The organism is Stappia sp. G46H5W (assembly GCF_058448995.1).
Genome location: NZ_JBZFLL010000002.1, coordinates 85,356 through 101,640 on the forward strand (window position 1 = coordinate 85,356; position 16,285 = coordinate 101,640).

Below are 16,285 nucleotides of genomic sequence, written 5' to 3' on the forward strand. Positions count from 1 at the left end.
GGCATGCGAGCCAGAAGGGGAGATATGCGAGCCGGGGTTTCGCCGGCCTTCAGGAGGGAACGACATGCTGGATCTCAAGGGACGGGTTTCGATCTACCAGCCGGAGCAGGAAGGCCTGATCTTTCCGTACGAGCCCTCGTTCGAGAGCGTCGAGGAAGAGCGCCGCCACCGCAAGGAGCGCCTGGTCGGCGCCTGCCGCGCCTTCGCCCAGCAGGGCTTCGACTACGGCTTCGCCGGCCACCTGACGGTGCGCGACCCGGAGCGTCCGGAGCTCTACTGGACCAACCCGATGGCGATCCACTTCGACAAGGTGAAGATGTCGAACCTGATCCTCGTCGACCATGCAGGCAATGTCATCGAGGGCACCCATGCGGTGAACCGCGCCGGCTTCGTCCTGCATGCCAATGTGCACGAGGCGCATCCCGACATCATCGCCATGTGCCATGCGCACACGGTCTACGGCACCGCCTATGCCGCGCTCGGCCGGCCCATCGAGCCGATCACCCAGGATGCCTGCGCCTTCTTCGAGGACCATGTCATCATCGGCGACGAGGCCGGTGCGGTCGCGGTCGAGAACCATGCCGGGTCCAACGTCGCGACCGCCTTCAAGGGCGTCAAGGCGGCGATCCACCAGAACCACGGCCTGCTGACGGCGAGCCGCCACAGCATCGAGGCGGCGGCCTTCTGGTTCATCGCACTGGAGCGCTGCTGCCAGCAGCAGCTGGCGATTGCCGCCGCCGGCATCCCGCCGATCTACATCCGCGAGGACCGCGCCCGCTACAGCCGCGAGCATGTCGGCAGCGAATATATCGGCTGGCTGCATTTCCAGACCATCTGGGACCAGCTGGTCCAGGATTGCCCGGACATGTTCGACTGAGACATGTTCGACGGGCGATTGTGTCCCCTGTTTACACCGCTTCAGCGGCCGGTGCGTCCCGTGCGCCCGGCCGTCTTTTTTTGTCTCCCGGCTGACGCCGCCCGCCCGCCTTGCTAGTGTGTCCCGCTGCCTGAGGGGGGCGGCGAGGGGGACATGGACGGGGCATGAAGGACAATCGCTTGCTGGAAATGCGGGTGTTCCGCGCGGTCGTCGAGGCGGGGGGCTTTCGCCATGCCGCCGACATGCTGCGCGTCAGCCAGCCCTTCGTCAGCCAGAGCGTTTCGGGGCTGGAAAAGCGGCTCGGCGTCAAGCTGCTGCACCGCTCGACCAGGGGGCACAGGCTCACCGACGAGGGGCAGACCTATTTCGAGGCCTGCGTGCGCGCCATCGACACGGTGGAGGCGGCGGAAGGGGAGGTGTCCTCCGCCACGCGGGCGGCGGCCGGCGAGCTGCGCGTCAGCGCGCCCATCGCCTTCGGCACCGATCAGATCGTGCCGCGCATTCCCGACTTCCTGAAGCGGCATCCGGGCCTGACCCTCGCCCTGTCGCTGACCGACCGCTTCGCCAATCTCATCGAGGAAAACATCGACGTTGCCGTGCGCATGGGGCGGCTGGAGGATTCCTCGCTGATGAGCCGCAAGCTCTGCGACCTGCAGCGGGTCGTCGTCGCCGCGCCCGCCTATCTCGCCGCGCACGGGCCCATCGCGCATCCGCGCGACCTGGCCGGGGCCAACTGCCTGATGTGGGAGGGGCGGCGCGGTCATCTCAACCGCTGGCCGTTCCTCGTCGATGGCGCGGTGGAGACCGTGGCGGTGGAGGGCGACTTCCGCAGCGCCAACGGCCTGTCGCTGGTGCAGATCTGCCTTGCCGGCCACGGCGTCATGCGCATGGCCGAGCATCTGGCCAATCCCGCCATCGCGCGCGGCGATCTGGTGCCCTTGCTGAGCGAGTATCAGGTGCGCGACGATACCGCCTTTCACGCGGTCTACCTGCCCGAGCGCCAGCTCCTGCCGCGCGCGCGTCTCTTCATCGACTATCTGGTCGAGACCTTCCGCGTCCCGCCCTGGTCGGTGCCCTGATCCCGTCCCATATCCCGCAAGAGCCCCGCCCGGTTTGCCGCGTTTCTCGCGCGGTGATACACGGAGGGCGCCGGCAGCGGCCGGTTTCCCTCAACGCTTTCTAGCGATGGACGGTGTGCGATGAGCGACAAGGATATCTATTCCGGCCTGACCCAGCTCGGCAGCGCGACCGAGATCCCGGCAAGCCCGAAGGACGCCGTGCTGGAGCGGGTGCCCAATCCGCAGCCGGACGTGCGCTATGCCGTGCGCTTCACCGCGCCGGAATTCACCTCGCTCTGCCCGATGACCGGCCAGCCCGATTTCGCACATCTGGTCATCGACTACCTGCCGTCCGGCTGGCTGGTGGAGAGCAAGTCGCTGAAGCTCTACCTCACCTCGTTCCGCAACCACGGCGCCTTCCACGAGGACTGCACGGTCAGCATCGGCCGGCGGCTCGTCGACCTGCTGGCGCCGGACTGGCTGCGCATCGGCGGCTACTGGTATCCGCGCGGCGGCATTCCCATCGATGTCTTCTACCAGACCGGCCCGGCGCCCGCTGATGTGTGGATCCCCGACCAGGGCGTGCCGCCCTATCGCGGCCGGGGCTGATCGGACTAGGCCGTCTCCTCCGCCAGCGCCAGCGCGCCATAGTCGGTGACCGTCGTCAGCCGGCTGGCCAGCACCACGGCGAAGGAGAGGGCGAAGAGGGCCGCGACCACGACGAGCCCGGTTTGCGGGGCGAAGGCCGTGCCGATGGCGCCGGCCGCCAGTGCGCCGAGCGGCCGCGTGCCGTAGATCGCCGTCTGGATCACCGCGTTGACCCGCCCCAGCATCTGCGCCGGCGTCACCAGCTGGCGCACCGTGTTCTGTGTCACCAGCCACATCGACGGGCCGAAGCCGAGCACGAAAAAGGCGGTGAGCAGCAGCGGACCTGGATCGCCTTGCGGCAGCACCAGAAGCATCAAGGCGGCGATGGCCGAGCTGCCGGGGCCGAACATCAGCACGACGCGCGGGGCGATGCGGTTGGCAAGGCGTCCGGCCACGAAGATGCCGGCGACCGAGGCGAGACCGAAGGCGGCCATCGCACCGGCAAAGAGCGTCGCCTCGCCACCGTGTGCTTGGGTGATCACCGGGACGGCCAGCACCACCAGCATCGAGAAGGCGAAGTTCCAGAACACGGCGCAGAAGGTGATCGGCAGCAGCATCGGGTGGCGCAGCACGAAGCCGGCGCCTTTCGCCAGCCGGACCGCCAGCGCCTCGCGCTGCACGGGGCGCAAGGGAAAGACCGGCAGGCGCACCGTCAGCACCAGCGCCGACAGCGCGCAGGCCGCCGCTGCCCAGAACACGGCGGCAGCGCCCGCCCGGTCGAGCGCCAGTCCGAGGGCGAGCGGCACGGCCAGCGAGGCGACCGAGCGGGGCAGGGAGATCGCTGCGTTGGCGCTGGTGAGCTCGCCCTGCGTCACGATCCGCGGCAGGATCGACAGGCTCGCCAGTCCGTAGAGCACGATGCCGAGGCCGGCGAGCGCGATCGCCCCGGCAAAGGGCAGGATCTCTCCGGCAGCGATGGCAAGGGCCGCCGCCGCAAAGCCCATGAGCGACAGCACCGCCGAGGCGAGCACCGCGCTGCGCGGCTGGATGCGGTCGACCAGAACGCCGAAGGGGAGGCTGCCCACCAGATGCGCCATCGACTGGCAGGCGACCAGCAGCCCGATGGTGCTGGCGCCGGCACCAAAGGCGGTCGCGGCGACGATGGGCACCGCGACCAGCGCGATCTGGTCGGCGATGTTCATTCCGTAGGACGAGGCGACAAGTCGGTCGAGGGCGCGCATGGAAGGCTCCGTTGGCGGTGTTGCGCGCGACCTTAACGAGGGGCGCCCGGCGGGCTCGACCCGATTTGCGAGCGGGCGGGGGGGGCTGTTTGCGGCCAGCTAACGGGTTGATCCCGCCTGCTGTGGATGCGAAGAGGAAAACCCGTCCTCTTGGGGCCGTCCGCCGTGACCTATCTGCTGCTCAAGTATCTCCACGTCCTCGGCGCCATCGTCATTCTCGGCACGGGCACCGGCATCGCCTTCTTCATGCTGATGGCGCATCGCTCCCGCAGCGCTGCCTTTATCGCCGAGACCTCGGCGGTGGTCGTGCTGGCCGACAAGCTCTTCACCGCCACCGCCGTCGCGGTGCAGCCGGTGACCGGCTATCTCTTGATGCGCGAGAGCGGATACGCCTTCACCGACGGCTGGATCGCTCTGTCGCTGGGGCTCTACCTCGTCGCCGGCGTCTTCTGGCTGCCGGTGGTGTGGATCCAGGCGCGCATGCGCGATCTTGCGCGCGGTGCCGCCGCTGAGGGCGCGCCGCTTCCCGCCGCCTATCACCGCCTGTTTCGCATCTGGTTCGTCTTCGGCTTTCCCGGCTTCGGCTCGGTCGCGGCGATCCTCTGGCTGATGATCGCAAAACCGGAGATCTGACCGATGGCCGCCGCTGCTCCCACCATCGCCGTTCTCGGCGCCTCCGGCCTGATCGGCCACGCCGTCGCGCTCGATCTCATGGACCGGGGCTTCCCGGTCGCGGCGTTCGCCCGCCGCTTTACCCGCGCACAGAAAGCCGCGCTCGGGGAGGCTGCCGTCGAGGCGCCGCTGGTCGATCTGGACGCGCGCGGCCTTGCCGCCCTGCTGGCCGGGCGCAATGTCGATATCCTCGTCAACTGCATCGGCGTGCTGCAGGACATGCCGGGCAAGGGCACCGCAAGCGACGCGCATGGCGGCTTCGTCTCGCGTCTGCTCGCCGCGATGGGGCAAGAGGGCGCGCGGCCGCAGCTCTTGGTGCAGCTGTCGATCCCCGGCGCGCCCGAGAGCGACCGCACCGCCTTTTCCGCCACCAAGCGCGAGGCCGAGCAGCTGATTGCCGACAGCACCGTTCCCTTCGCGATCCTGCGTCCCGGCTTCGTCGTCGCGCCGGTCGCCTATGGCGGCAGCGCGCTGATCCGCGGCCTCGCCGCCGTGCCGTTCCGCTTGCCGCAGGAGGAAGCCTCGCGCCCCTTCGCCGTGACGGATGTCGCCGACATTTCCCGCAGCATTGCCTTTCTTGCCGATGCGTGGGGGGAGGGGCGGCGCGACTGGCGCGAGACCTGGGAGATCATGGAGCGCCGCCCGCACACCGTCGGCGAGGTGGTGGAGGCATTCCGCGCCCGCATCGGCGGCCCGGCGCCGCGCTGGCGGCTGCCGGGTGCGCTCCTGTCGCTGGGGGCAAGGGCGGGGGATCTTGCCGCGCGTCTCGGCTGGGCACCGCCCGTGCGCAGCACGGCGCTGGCCGAGATGCGGCGCGGCGTTGCCGGCGATCCCGGCTCTTGGGTCGCGGCCACAAGCATTGAGCCCCGGTCGCTGGAGGCGGCGCTCGCCCGTTATCCCGCCGGCGTGCAGGAACTCTGGTTCGCCCGCCTCTACATGCTGAAGCCGGCGATCCTCGGCATTCTCGTCGTCTTCTGGTTCGTCTCGGGGCTGATCGCGCTCACGGTGGCCTTCGACGCGGCGGTGGCGATCCTGACGGCGCATGCCTTCCCGCCGCTGCTGGCGAAAGCGATCACCGTGGTCACCAGCCTTGCCGACATGAGCATCGGCGCGGCCATCGCGGCCCGGCGCAGCTGCCGGGCCGGGCTTCTCGCCGGCATCGCCCTGTCGCTCTTCTACATGGCGGGCGCGGCCGTGCTGACGCCGGACATGTGGATCGAGCCGCTCGGCGCGCTGGTGAAGACCGGCCCCGCCATCGTGCTGATGCTCGTGGCGCTGGCGATCCTCGACGACCGCTAGCGCGGCCGCTCGAAGGTCCCCAGTCCGTTCTCGTCGAGATGCTCGATGGTCACCGAGGCGGCGCTGGCCGGGGCCGTGCGCGAGAAGTCGACGCGCGAGATCGACCCTTGCGGCTGGTTCTCGCTCATCGGCTGCACGATGAAGCTGTCGCCGTCCCAGTGCTGCATCGCCAGCGGCGCCTGTCCGGACCCGAGGCGCAGCACCAGGTCGCCATCGGTCTCTTCCACCGTCGCCGGGCCGAAATAGGCGTTGTTGTAGCGCCCGACATAGGCCTCGGCCTGCTGCGCGGGGGCCGGATCGGCGGGCTTCTGCACGCCGACGAGACTGCCGGACGGGCGGCTCAGCGCCTTCAGCCGCGGGCCGTAGCCGGCGAGCCAGTCGCGCGTCTCGATCCCCAGTTCCACACGGTCGAGGAATGAGGCGGTCACCGCTTCCGGGACGCCGCTCGGCGCGGCGTTGGTCAGCACGACGATGCCGAGCTCGAGATCCGGGACCAGGACGAAATTGGTCGAGGCCCCCAGCGCGAAGGCGCCCGAATGGCTGATCGTCACCCGGCCCGAGGGGCGAACTCCCACGCCGAAGCCGAACCCGTAGGTGCCGGCCCGCGCGTCCGCCGTTCCGGGGGCGCCGCTGATCACCTGCGGCGAGGTCGCCGCCAGCAGCGCCTTGGCGTCCACCACCTGCCTGCCGTTCGCCTCGCCGCCGGCCAGCACCATCGCCATCCAGCGCGCCATGTCGCTGACGCTCGAGCTGACGCCGCCGGCCGGGCTCTGCGCGTCCGGCTGCCGCAGGTCGGTGAGGGCGTAGCCGTCGCCGTCGATCATGTGGCTGGAGGCGCGGTTGTCGCGCGCCATGTAGTCGGCGTGGCGGGAGCTGGTCGAGGTCATGCCGAGCGGCGCGTAGAGCGTTTCCTCCGATAGGCTCGCCCAGTCGGTGCCGGCAGCGGCGGCCACCGCCTCGGCCGCGGCGGTCAGCCCGAAATTGGTATAGGCGTAGTGCGCGCGGAACGGGTGCTTCGGCAGCAGGGCCAGCCGCTCCAGCACCGTCTTGCGGTCATAGCCGAGATCCTCCAGATCGTCGCCCGCATGGTCCGGCAGGCCCGAACGGTGGGCATAGAGATCGCCGATGGTGACATGCGCGCTCACCCAGGGATCGCCCATGTCGAAGCGTGGCAGATGCGCGCGTACCGGGGTGTCCCAGGCGATGCGCCCGGTCCCGACCTGCCCGGCGACCACGGTCGCCCCGACGGGTTTCGACAGGGAGGCCAGCAGGAAGACCGTGTCCGCATCCACGTCCGCATTGCCGTTTGCCGCGCGCTTGCCGAAGCCGCGCGCATAGACCGTCTCGCCCTTGTGCACCACGGCGACGGCAAGGCCGGGAATGCCGGAGCGCTCCAGCATCGAGGTGCTGAGCGCGTCGAGCGCCGCCACCGCCGCATCGATCCTCTCCTGGGTCACCGGGAGCCAGACCATCTGATCGGGGGCGGGCATCGGATCGGGCAGGCCGAGGGCGGGCAGGGCGGTTTCGGCATGGGCGGCCGAGCCGGCGCCCAGGCACACGGCAATCGCGGTACGGGCAAGGATGCTGCGGGCAGGCGGGATGAAGAAAGACATGGGGGGAAAGTTCAAGATCCTGTCCTTTGTCGTTCGGCGACTGAAACGGCATGCTGGCGTAAAGGCGCGGGCTGAAATGCCGGTGCGGACCGGACCGCCCGCACCTTGCGCGGCGCGATCGCGGCCCGTTTCCTCCTGCGGTCCTCCGGTCGGGCCCGCAGGTCTATTTCTGGAGCCATGCGGCCGGCATTGCCAGCCCCTTCTTGCCCGTGAGGGGATGGCGGGGGCACTAGCGCCGTGTCCAGCGCCAGGCCTGATAGGCTGCTATCGCGAACGCGGAAATCGCGAGCGCCAGCCAGATGGCGCCGCTCTGCTCCAGATAGACGACGCCCGTCTCCGGGTCGTAGCACCGGCCCAGTTCGTTGAAGCAGTCGCGCCATTTGAAGTGGTTCGAATAGTAGAGCTGCGCGGAGAAGCCGGAGATAACGAGAAACGCCAGCGATAGAATTGCGCGCAGCAAGGGCCGTCTCCCGGTTCCGATGCGGCCCATCGTTTCGAGGTCGGACGCCGATTGCAAGCCTCGGGTGCATCTTCGAGCGGCTCCCGGCTCTCCGGTCCCGTTGGGGTGTACGGCTCGGCGCTCACGTGCGGTCCGGGAGGCCGCGGGCAAGACTGCGTGTCCAGAGGCACGCCTTGCGGGACAAGTGCCTCATGGAATTTTCAACGGCGGTTTGCAACCGGGATGGCTATATGAGGGCTCGATAAACGATATCGGCTGTGCCGCCGAAGGTCTTGAAGTATGGCACTGAATATTTCCTGCGAAGGCTCTCCATATGATTTGCGCGGGAGAGATCGCCTCTGGATCTCCGACGTCCTCGTTCAACTAAAATATCTTCTGGAGCCTCCACCAGGACCATCAGGTCCAGTTCATTCCTGACTGCCGGGTGTAACAGGTAAATGCAATCGCAGAGCACTACTGCCGGGCGGCCGGTGGGTACCGTCAGACAGTATTGCCCGTTCAACTCACCCGTCTGCCTGTTCCAGGCGCGATTGTAGGTGTGGATGCGATTGGACTTCAAATCATCGAGGGCGGAGAGGATGTCCCCGAAGGCATACCAGTTGAGCGGGTTTTCGATGACCTCGATCTGCTGAGGATTTCCCGATTTCGTAGCTTCCTCGATGAGTGTCTGCCGCTCGGCCAGGCTATGGGAGGAGAACTGGTCGCAGTCCAGGCGAACTGCATCGAAACTGGCGATTTCAGCTATTTGATCGCACAGCGTCGACTTCCCGGAACCCGCCATGCCGCAAACTCCGACCACCAGAAGGTCTTTGTCATGCAACCTGGCCGCGATGTGAGCGCATAGATCGGCCGGAGAGTGGACGACGTTGATTGAGGTTTTCATTTTTGTAGCAGGCCTTTGATCTCGCCGCATTTTTTTGGACAATCCAGCCAGACCGCAATGAGAAACGGGTCGACTGTCTACCAACGCGCTGCTGCCGGCTTCCATGTTCAGATCGATGCGAACAGAATGCTCACCTCGCTCCCGTTTTGTCACGCCCGCCGCGGGGGCGCCGCCACTCCGTCGCTCCTGCCTCTCCCGCCGTCATCCCGGCCGCAGGCGAAGCCGGAGGGCCGGGATCCATTGGTCCCCTCAGCAGGGGTGAGGTGGAGGGTGCGGCCACGCCCACGGCTGTCATACCTGCGAAGGCAGGTGTCCAGTATCCGCCGGGCGGGCGGGTCTTCGCCCCAACCTCTCCCTCGTCATTCCGGACGAGGCCGGAGGCCGACGATCCGGAACCGGGGAGGCACGGCGCCTGCCACTCTCGCCTCGGGGCTCCCCATTCCCCCGCCCAACCCTCCGATCCAAAAAATCCCCTTTGACTCCGACCTCCCTTCAAAATATGAAACTGATGTCATTTTTATTTATGAGGTCGCCGCCATGCTGCGTGCCGTGCCCCGGAAGGGGGAGGATCAGGTGCTGTTCTATCCGCAGGCTCTGACCGCGCGGGCCGCCGGGCGGCCCAAGGGCGAGCGCACGCGCGCCCAGATCCAGGCGGCCGCCTGCGCCGTGCTCGACCGGCAGGGGCCGCAGGAGTTCACCGTCTCCGCTGTGTGCGAGCAGGCGGGGATCTCGAACGGCACCTTCTACATCTACTTCGCCGACCGCACCGTGCTGCTCGACGAGCTGCTGGTCGGCTTCGTCGGCTTCCTGCAGGCAGCGATGCGGGTAGCCGGCTCCGCCCAGCCGGAGGACCCGGTGCGCGCGGCGACCAGCGCCTATGTCGAGCTGTTCCGCCGCAATCCCGGCCTGATGCGCTGTCTCGTCCATCATCTCGACACGCTGCCGCAGGCGCGCGAGGCCTTTCATCGGCTGAACCGCGACTGGCTGGAAACCGTGGTCGCGGCGGTCGAGCGCCGGCTGCATCGCCTCGGGCGCGGCGAGGCGGTGGACCGCGAGGAGCTGCTGCGCCGCGCCTATGCGCTCGGTGGCATGGTCGACCAGTACCTGTCCGCGCTGATCCTGTCGCAGGACCCGGCGCTGGTCGCGATCTCGGCCAGCGACGAGGCCGTCATCGACACGTTGACCCTGATTTGGAAGCGGGGGATGAGCCTATGAGCACGCTGGCGCGGGCGGACTTCGCGTCCGCCGAGGATCTGCGGCCGCATCTTGAGGCCGCCTGGGAGCGCCAGCGGGCGCATGTGATGGCGAACTCTCCCTTCTATCGCGCCCTGTGGCAGGGCGAGGCGCCGCCGCGTGCGCTGTCCGACCTCTCCTGCCTGCCGCTCTCCGACAAGTCGCAGCTGCGCCTGTCGCAGGCTGCGCACCCACCCTTCGGCGACTATCTCGCCGCCCCGCGCGACACCGTGCGCCGGATGCACCGCACCTCCGGCACCACCGGGCAGGCGATGAACCTTGCCCTGTCGGCCCGCGACACCCGCGTTACCCAGGAGATCGGCGGGCGCTGCCAGAGCGCGGCCGGCCTTGGCCCCGGCCACACGGTGGTGCACTGCCTCAATTACCAGATGTGGATGGGCGGGCTGACCGATCACCTGACGCTGGAGGAGACCGGGGCGACCGTCGTGCCCTTCGGCGTCGGCTCGACCGAGCTGCTGGTGCGCACGATCCTGGAGGTCGGGGTGACCGCGATCTCCTGCACGCCGTCCTATCCGGCGGTGCTGGAACGGGTGATCGCGCAGAAGTTCCCCGGCCTTGCCCCGCGCGATCTCGGCCTGAAGCTCGGCCTTTTCGGCGGCGAGCCGGGTGTCGACGATCCCGCTTTCCGCGCCCGCATGACCGCGACCTGGGGCCTGCAGCCGCGCAATTCCAACTATGGCGTCTCCGACGTCTTCTGCAATTTCGCCTCCGAATGCGAGCACGACACGCATCTGCATTTCATGGCAGCGGACGTGCTGCATGCCGAGCTGATCGACCCGGACAGCGGCGCGCCGAAGGCCCTGGAGGCCGGCGAGAGCGGCGAGCTGGTGCTCACCCATCTGGTGCGCGACTGCCAGCCCCTGGTGCGCTTCCGCACCGGCGACATCATCCGCGTGGGCAGCACTTCGCCGTGCTCCTGCGGCCGCACGGGCTTTCGCTTTTCCGTCGTCGGTCGGTCCGACGACATGGTGGTGGTGCGCGGGCTCAACATGTTCCCGACCATGGTCGCGGCGGTGCTCCACTCCTTTGCCGAGCTGTCGGGCGAGTACCGCATCCGCCTCGCGTCGCCGCCCCCCTACGACACGTTGCCGGTCGAGGCGGAACTGGCGAAGGGCGCGCCGGAGAGCGGAGACCTTGCCGCCCGGGTGGCGGCCGAGATCAAGGCACGGCTCGGGGCCAGTGCCAGCGTGCACCTGCTGCCCGCCGGCAGCCTGCCGCGCACCGAAGGCAAGACCCGGCGCGTCATCAGGGGGGAGCAATGACCGATTTTGCTTACAAGACCGTGCTGAGCACGCTTGGCGAGGGCGGGGTGCGCACCATCGCCCTCAACCGGCCGGAAAGCCTCAACGCCATGAACCGGCAGCTGATCGACGATGTCGCGCGCGCCTTCGACGATGCCAACCGGGATCCGCAAACCCGGGCGATCCTCTTCACCGGCGCCGGCAAGGCGTTCTGTGCCGGCGACGACCGGCGCGAGCATCTCCACCCGGAAACCGAGGAAGCCGCGCGCGATCTCGTGCTTGCCATCCAGCGGGCGACCCATGCCATCTCCTTCGGGCCGAAGCCGGTGGTCGGGGCGATCCACGGCTGGGCCGTCGGCGGCGGCTTCGAATGGGCGATCAACTGCGACTTTCCGATCTGGGGCGATGGGGCGAAGGCCTTCTTCCCGGAAGTCTCGCTGAACGTCTTCGTCACCGGCGCGGTGACGGCGCTGCTGCCGGCGCTGGTCGGCCTCATGAAGGCGCGCGAGATGCTGTTCTTCGGCGAGCGCTACACGGCGGCCGAGCTGGGCAGGCTGGGCCTTGCCCACAAGGTGGTTGCGGACGACGCGCTGCAGGGCGAGGCTGAGGCGCTGGCCCGGCGGCTTGCCGAGCTGCCGCCGCTGGCCGTGCGCTCGATGAAGCGCGTGCTCAACGCGGTTGCCGCCGGCGATCTTCACCGTGCGCTCGATCTGGAAACCGAGGCGACGGTCGCCGGCTTTCTCGATCCGGAGACCACCCGCCGGATCTCCGCCTTTTGAGCGGGACCCGGCGGTCTGTCTTGAGATGCGTGTGCGGTCAGAGGCTTCTGATCGCGCCGCCGTCGACGCGCACGCGGCTTCCCGTCACATAGGACGCGCGCTCGGACGCCAGGAACACCACCATGTCGGCGAATTCCTGCGGCCGGCCGTAGCGCCCCGCCGGGATCGAGGCGGCGGAAGCCTTGGCGATTTCCTCGACGCTCTTGCCGGTACGCTTGGCAGCGGCGGCGTCCAGCTCGTCGACGCGGGCGGTGTGGATGCGCCCCGGCACCACCATGTTGACGGTGACGCCGTCGCTCGCGACCTCGCTCGCCAGCGTCTTCGACCAGGCCAGCACCGCCGCGCGGATGCCGTTCGACATGGCAAGGTTGGGGATCGGCTGCTCGACGCCGGACGAGCCGATGGTGATCACCCGGCCGAAGCCGCGCTCGCGCATCGCGGGCACCAGCTTCGAGGTGATGTGGAAGAGGCTTGCGGCCATCGCCGAGAAATTGGCGGTCCAGGCGGCATGGTCGGCATCGAGCGCCGTTCCCGGAGGCGGGCCGCCGGCATTGTTGATCAGGATGTCGACCCCGCCATCGGCCAGGATCGCCTCCAGCGTGCCGTCGATCGAGGCGATGTCGGCAAGGTCGATCCGCAGCGGAGTGATGTCGCAGTCGGGCATCGCGGCGGCCCATTCGGCAATCGCCGGTTCGTTGCGGGCGGCGGCGATCACGCGGACGCCCTCGCGCGCCAGCGTTTCGGCGATGGCCCGGCCGAGGCCGCGGCTGGCTCCAAGGACGAGGGCGCGTTTGCCCTTCAGGCCGAGATCCATCAGTTGAGCTCCTTCAGGCGTTTTTCGAGACGGGCCATCAGGCGGTCGACCTCGGCCCGCGACAGCGGATCGAGGGCGGCGCCCGGCTTGCGCAGGGTCGGGTTGGCGAGCACGCCGCGCCGGTAGAGGACGTATTTGCGGATGGCAAGGCCGAGGCCCGGCTGCTGTTCGAAGCGGGCGAGCGGCAGATAGGCGTCGAACAGGTCGCGGGCCCGCTCCATGTCGCCCTTCGCGTGGTTCTCGACGACGCCGGTCATCATCTCCGGATAGGCGAAGCCGGTCATCGCGCCGTCGGCGCCGCGCTCCATCTCCTCGGGCAGGAAGACGCCGCCGTTGCCGCACAGGATCGACACCCGGCGGGCGGTCGCCCCCTCCTTGCGCAGCGCCGTGATCTTGGCAAGGCCGGGCCAGTCCTCGTGCTTCAGGCACACGCAGGTGGGGATATCTCGGATTATGCGGGCGATCACTGGCACGGACATCTGCACGCCGGTGGTCAGCGGGAAGTCCTGCAGCACGAAGGGGACATCCCCGATCATCTCGGCCGCCTGCTCGTAATAGCCGGCGATCTGGTCGTCGGTGCGAAGGCTGCCCGGCGGGGCGATCATCACGCCGGCGGCGCCGTCGTCCATCACGCGCCCCGTCAGCGCCTGCATCTGGGCGAAGCCCGGCGACGACACGCCGACGACGATCGGCACGCGCCCGTCGACGCGCTTCAGCACCCGGTTGACGATGGTCGCGGACTCGTCGGTCGTCAGCTTCGGCGCCTCGCCCATCACGCCCAAGAGGGTGAGACCGGAGGCTCCCGCCTCCAGGTAGAAGTCGACCATCCGGTCGCAGCCCTCGAGGTCGAGCGCGCCGGTTTCGGTGAAGGGGGTGACGGCGATCAGGTAGACGCCGCGGGCACTTTCGTCCAGTCGGGCCATGATGTCCTTCCGCATGAGGTGAATTGAGACGGGCGTCTCGAATTTCAGCGATTTCGAGACGGAATTTCGCAAAATTCCGCGCAAAATTTGCGAGGCCCTGCCAAGCCCGTGCGAGAGACTGCAGGCCGTGGACAGGTGGTCAGGCAGGCGGGGAGTTCCGTGTCCGGCCCGCCTCGGGGAAGGGGATGGTAGGCCGCGGGCGGCAGGAGTCAATTGCGGGCAAGCCTCTGCTGCCAAACAAAAAAGGCGCGGCGGAAGAACCGCCGCGCCTTTCGCGTTCGGGGCCGGCGGGCGGGGAGAACCCCGGCCGCCAGCGGGCATTGCGATGCTTACGCGAGGTCGAAGCGGTCCGCGTTCATCACCTTGGTCCAGGCGGCGACGAAGTCGTGGGCGAACTTCTCCTTCGCGTCATTCTGGCCGTAGACCTCGGACAGGGCGCGCAGCTGCGAGTTCGAGCCGAAGAGCAGATCGACGCGGGTGCCGGTCCACTTGGGGCTGCCGGTCGCCCGGTCGGAGCCCTCGAACACGTCCTGCTTATCCGACACCGGCTTCCACTTTGTCCCCATGTCGAGCAGGTTCACAAAGAAGTCGTTGGTGAGGGTGCCCGGACGCTCGGTGAAGACGCCGTGCGCCGAACCGCCGTGGTTGGCACCGAGCACGCGCAGGCCGCCGATGAGCACGGTCATTTCCGGTGCGGTCAGGGTCAGCAGCTCGGCGCGGTCGATCAGCGCCTCTTCCGGCGACAGGACCGAACGGCCCGAGACGTAGTTGCGGAAGCCGTCAGCGGCGGGCTCCAGAACGTCAAAGGACTCGACGTCCGTCTGCTCGGCGCTGGCATCGGTGCGACCCGGTGCGAAGGGCACGGTCACATCGAGGCCGGCATCCTTGGCTGCCTTCTCGACGGCGGCACCGCCCGCCAGCACGATCAGGTCGGCGAGGGATACCTTCTTGCCGCCCGACTGGGCCGCATTGAAGGCCGACTGGATTTCTTCCAGCTTTGCCAGCACCTTGGCGAGCTGGGCCGGCTGGTTGACCTCCCAGCTCTTCTGCGGGGCGAGGCGGATACGCGCGCCATTGGCGCCGCCACGCTTGTCCGAACCGCGGAAGGTCGAGGCCGAGGCCCAGGCGGTCGAGACCAGCTCGGACACGCTGAGACCCGAGGCCAGGACCTTGCTCTTCAGCTCGGCGACATCCGCATCGTTGACCAGCGGATGGTCGACGACCGGGATCGGGTCCTGCCACAGCAGGTCCTCGGCCGGAACCTCGGGGCCGAGGTAGCGCGACTTCGGGCCCATGTCGCGGTGGGTCAGCTTGAACCAGGCGCGGGCGAAGACGTCGGCGAACTCGGCCGGGTTCTCCAGGAAGCGGCGGGCGATCGGCTCGTAGATCGGGTCGAAGCGCAGCGACAGGTCGGCCGTCGTCATCATCGGGCGATGCTTCTTCGACGGGTCGTGGGCATCGACGATCATGTCCTCGTCGTCCACGTCCTTGGCCAGCCACATGTTGGCGCCGGCCGGGCTCTTGACCAGTTCCCACTCGTATTTGAACAGGACCTTCAGGTAGCCCATGTCCCAGGTGGTCGGGTTCGGCTTCCACGCGCCTTCGATGCCGCTGGAGATCGTGTCGCCGGCAAGGCCCGAGGCAAAGCGGCTGGTCCAGCCGAGGCCCATGTCCTCAAGGCCTGCGCCCTCCGGCTCGGAGCCGAGCAGCGCGGCATCGCCCGCACCGTGGCACTTGCCGAACGTGTGGCCGCCGGCCACCAGCGCGACGGTCTCCTCGTCGTTCATGGCCATGCGGCCGAAGGTGTCGCGAACATCGCGGCCCGAAGCGACCGGATCCGGGTTGCCGTCCGGGCCTTCCGGATTGACGTAGATGAGGCCCATCTGCACCGCGGCGAGCGGGTTTTCCAGCTCGCGGTCGCCGGAATAGCGGCTGTTCGGCTTGTCGCTGGTCGCCAGCCACTCGGACTCGGCACCCCAGTAGACGTACTCTTCCGGCTCCCAGGTGTCGGCGCGGCCGCCGGCAAAGCCGAAGGTCTTGAAGCCCATGCTCTCCAGGGCGACGTTGCCCGTGAGGATCATCAGGTCGGCCCAGGACAGCTTGTTGCCGTACTTCTGCTTGATCGGCCACAGCAGGCGGCGGGCCTTGTCGAGGTTGACGTTGTCCGGCCAGCTGTTCAGCGGGGCGAAACGCTGCTGGCCGTTGCCGCCGCCGCCGCGACCGTCGAACGTGCGATAGGTGCCGGCGCTATGCCAGGCCATGCGGATGAAGAGCGGGCCGTAGTGGCCCCAGTCTGCCGGCCACCAGTCCTGGCTGTCGGTCATCAGCGCGGTCAGGTCGGCCTTCACAGCCGCGAGGTCGAGCTTCTTGAACTCCTCGGCATAGTTGAAGCCGGTGCCCATCGGATTGGACAGCGAAGAATTCTGGTGCAGGACGCGAAGGTTGATCTGGTTGGGCCACCAGTTCTGGCGCGGCTGCTGGGCGGTGTGAACGACCGGGCATTTGCCGGCGGTGTCGAAATCGGGTCTGTCCATGTTTCTCACTCGTCAGGTTGTTCAAACGACTGTCCGAGAAGGAGAAAAT

15 protein-coding genes are annotated in these 16,285 nt (G+C 68.3%); 8 read left to right on the forward strand and 7 right to left on the reverse strand.

The window, feature by feature from the left end:
- Nucleotides 1–64 precede the first annotated feature (64 nt).
- The 3 genes from ACVJ6E_RS06035 (at nucleotide 65) to queF (ending at nucleotide 2,544) form a co-directional block, all read left to right on the forward strand.
- On the forward strand, nucleotides 65–877 hold the full coding sequence (locus ACVJ6E_RS06035) for a class II aldolase/adducin family protein (RefSeq protein ID WP_067216321.1): 813 nt from the start codon (nucleotides 65–67) through the stop codon (nucleotides 875–877).
- A gap of 164 nt (nucleotides 878–1,041) precedes the next feature.
- Entirely contained in the window at nucleotides 1,042–1,956 is a 915-nt protein-coding gene (locus ACVJ6E_RS06040; protein ID WP_120267477.1) for a LysR family transcriptional regulator, read from the forward strand.
- A 120-nt stretch (nucleotides 1,957–2,076) separates the two neighbouring features.
- On the forward strand, nucleotides 2,077–2,544 hold the full coding sequence (gene queF / locus ACVJ6E_RS06045) for a preQ(1) synthase (RefSeq protein WP_120267478.1): 468 nt from the start codon (nucleotides 2,077–2,079) through the stop codon (nucleotides 2,542–2,544).
- A 5-nt stretch (nucleotides 2,545–2,549) separates the two neighbouring features.
- Here the strand turns inward: queF and ACVJ6E_RS06050 are convergent, their stop codons facing one another.
- Nucleotides 2,550–3,764 carry an MFS transporter gene (locus ACVJ6E_RS06050; protein WP_120267479.1) on the reverse strand — a complete coding sequence of 405 codons (1,215 nt, stop codon included), beginning with the start codon at nucleotides 3,762–3,764 and terminating at the stop codon, nucleotides 2,550–2,552.
- Between the two features lie 165 nt (nucleotides 3,765–3,929).
- On the opposite strand from ACVJ6E_RS06050, the gene ACVJ6E_RS06055 reads away from it, so the two are divergent.
- Both ACVJ6E_RS06055 and ACVJ6E_RS06060 read left to right on the forward strand, forming a co-directional pair.
- Nucleotides 3,930–4,397 (forward strand): DUF2269 family protein, encoded by a 468-nt coding sequence (locus tag ACVJ6E_RS06055; RefSeq protein WP_120268316.1) that lies wholly within the window; start codon nucleotides 3,930–3,932, stop codon nucleotides 4,395–4,397.
- Nucleotides 4,398–4,400: 3 nt separating this feature from the next.
- Nucleotides 4,401–5,735: an SDR family oxidoreductase gene (locus ACVJ6E_RS06060; protein ID WP_120267480.1), complete on the forward strand. Its 1,335-nt coding sequence runs from the start codon at nucleotides 4,401–4,403 to the stop codon at nucleotides 5,733–5,735.
- Here ACVJ6E_RS06060 and ACVJ6E_RS06065 read toward each other — a convergent pair.
- The 3 genes from ACVJ6E_RS06065 to ACVJ6E_RS06075 all read right to left on the reverse strand — a co-directional run bounded on the left by ACVJ6E_RS06065 (nucleotide 5,732) and on the right by ACVJ6E_RS06075 (nucleotide 8,796).
- Nucleotides 5,732–7,363 carry a serine hydrolase gene (locus ACVJ6E_RS06065; RefSeq protein WP_199680990.1) on the reverse strand — a complete coding sequence of 544 codons (1,632 nt, stop codon included), beginning with the start codon at nucleotides 7,361–7,363 and terminating at the stop codon, nucleotides 5,732–5,734. The genes ACVJ6E_RS06060 and ACVJ6E_RS06065 overlap by 4 nt on opposite strands.
- Nucleotides 7,364–7,577: 214 nt before the next feature.
- Nucleotides 7,578–7,808 carry a hypothetical protein gene (locus ACVJ6E_RS06070; protein WP_120267482.1) on the reverse strand — a complete coding sequence of 77 codons (231 nt, stop codon included), beginning with the start codon at nucleotides 7,806–7,808 and terminating at the stop codon, nucleotides 7,578–7,580.
- A 226-nt stretch (nucleotides 7,809–8,034) separates the two neighbouring features.
- Nucleotides 8,035–8,796, reverse strand: coding sequence for a hypothetical protein (locus ACVJ6E_RS06075; protein WP_147421810.1), 762 nt, complete (start codon nucleotides 8,794–8,796; stop codon nucleotides 8,035–8,037).
- A 432-nt stretch (nucleotides 8,797–9,228) separates the two neighbouring features.
- Here ACVJ6E_RS06075 and ACVJ6E_RS06080 point away from each other — a divergent pair, with 432 nt between their 5' ends.
- Genes ACVJ6E_RS06080 through ACVJ6E_RS06090 form a run of 3 tightly spaced genes read left to right on the forward strand, consistent with a single transcriptional unit; the run spans nucleotide 9,229 to nucleotide 11,965 of the window.
- Nucleotides 9,229–9,906 carry a TetR/AcrR family transcriptional regulator gene (locus ACVJ6E_RS06080; protein WP_120267484.1) on the forward strand — a complete coding sequence of 226 codons (678 nt, stop codon included), beginning with the start codon at nucleotides 9,229–9,231 and terminating at the stop codon, nucleotides 9,904–9,906.
- Nucleotides 9,903–11,207: an acyl-CoA synthetase family protein gene (locus tag ACVJ6E_RS06085; protein ID WP_120267485.1), complete on the forward strand. Its 1,305-nt coding sequence runs from the start codon at nucleotides 9,903–9,905 to the stop codon at nucleotides 11,205–11,207. Before ACVJ6E_RS06080 ends, ACVJ6E_RS06085 begins: the two co-directional genes overlap by 4 nt.
- On the forward strand, nucleotides 11,204–11,965 hold the full coding sequence (locus tag ACVJ6E_RS06090) for an enoyl-CoA hydratase/isomerase family protein (protein WP_120267486.1): 762 nt from the start codon (nucleotides 11,204–11,206) through the stop codon (nucleotides 11,963–11,965). Before ACVJ6E_RS06085 ends, ACVJ6E_RS06090 begins: the two co-directional genes overlap by 4 nt.
- A gap of 37 nt (nucleotides 11,966–12,002) precedes the next feature.
- On the opposite strand, the gene ACVJ6E_RS06095 is transcribed toward ACVJ6E_RS06090, so the two are convergent.
- From ACVJ6E_RS06095 to katG, 3 genes are all read right to left on the reverse strand, one after another.
- The gene (locus ACVJ6E_RS06095) at nucleotides 12,003–12,779 is read right to left on the reverse strand and encodes an SDR family oxidoreductase (protein ID WP_067216287.1); all 777 of its coding nucleotides are present in this window, start codon (nucleotides 12,777–12,779) and stop codon (nucleotides 12,003–12,005) included.
- The gene (locus tag ACVJ6E_RS06100; protein WP_120268317.1) at nucleotides 12,779–13,702 is read right to left on the reverse strand and encodes a dihydrodipicolinate synthase family protein; all 924 of its coding nucleotides are present in this window, start codon (nucleotides 13,700–13,702) and stop codon (nucleotides 12,779–12,781) included. Before ACVJ6E_RS06100 ends, ACVJ6E_RS06095 begins: the two co-directional genes overlap by 1 nt.
- 329 nt (nucleotides 13,703–14,031) lie before the next feature.
- Nucleotides 14,032–16,236, reverse strand: a complete 2,205-nt coding sequence (gene katG, locus ACVJ6E_RS06105) for a catalase/peroxidase HPI (RefSeq protein WP_120267487.1) — start codon at nucleotides 16,234–16,236, stop codon at nucleotides 14,032–14,034.
- Between the last annotated feature and the right edge of the window lie 49 nt (nucleotides 16,237–16,285).

Excerpts from the sequence above, each read along its gene's own strand:
- ACVJ6E_RS06035 (WP_067216321.1), top strand. The coding sequence starts at position 65 with ATGCTGGATCTCAAGGGACGGGTTTCGATCTACCAGCCGGAGCAGGAA.
- ACVJ6E_RS06040 (WP_120267477.1), top strand. The coding sequence starts at position 1,042 with ATGAAGGACAATCGCTTGCTGGAAATGCGGGTGTTCCGCGCGGTCGTC.
- queF (WP_120267478.1), top strand. The coding sequence starts at position 2,077 with ATGAGCGACAAGGATATCTATTCCGGCCTGACCCAGCTCGGCAGCGCG.
- ACVJ6E_RS06050 (WP_120267479.1), bottom strand. The coding sequence starts at position 3,764 with ATGCGCGCCCTCGACCGACTTGTCGCCTCGTCCTACGGAATGAACATC.
- ACVJ6E_RS06060 (WP_120267480.1), top strand. The coding sequence starts at position 4,401 with ATGGCCGCCGCTGCTCCCACCATCGCCGTTCTCGGCGCCTCCGGCCTG.
- ACVJ6E_RS06075 (WP_147421810.1), bottom strand. The coding sequence starts at position 8,796 with ATGGAAGCCGGCAGCAGCGCGTTGGTAGACAGTCGACCCGTTTCTCAT.
- ACVJ6E_RS06080 (WP_120267484.1), top strand. The coding sequence starts at position 9,229 with ATGCTGCGTGCCGTGCCCCGGAAGGGGGAGGATCAGGTGCTGTTCTAT.
- ACVJ6E_RS06085 (WP_120267485.1), top strand. The coding sequence starts at position 9,903 with ATGAGCACGCTGGCGCGGGCGGACTTCGCGTCCGCCGAGGATCTGCGG.
- ACVJ6E_RS06090 (WP_120267486.1), top strand. The coding sequence starts at position 11,204 with ATGACCGATTTTGCTTACAAGACCGTGCTGAGCACGCTTGGCGAGGGC.
- ACVJ6E_RS06095 (WP_067216287.1), bottom strand. The coding sequence starts at position 12,779 with ATGGATCTCGGCCTGAAGGGCAAACGCGCCCTCGTCCTTGGAGCCAGC.
- ACVJ6E_RS06100 (WP_120268317.1), bottom strand. The coding sequence starts at position 13,702 with ATGGCCCGACTGGACGAAAGTGCCCGCGGCGTCTACCTGATCGCCGTC.
- katG (WP_120267487.1), bottom strand. The coding sequence starts at position 16,236 with ATGGACAGACCCGATTTCGACACCGCCGGCAAATGCCCGGTCGTTCAC.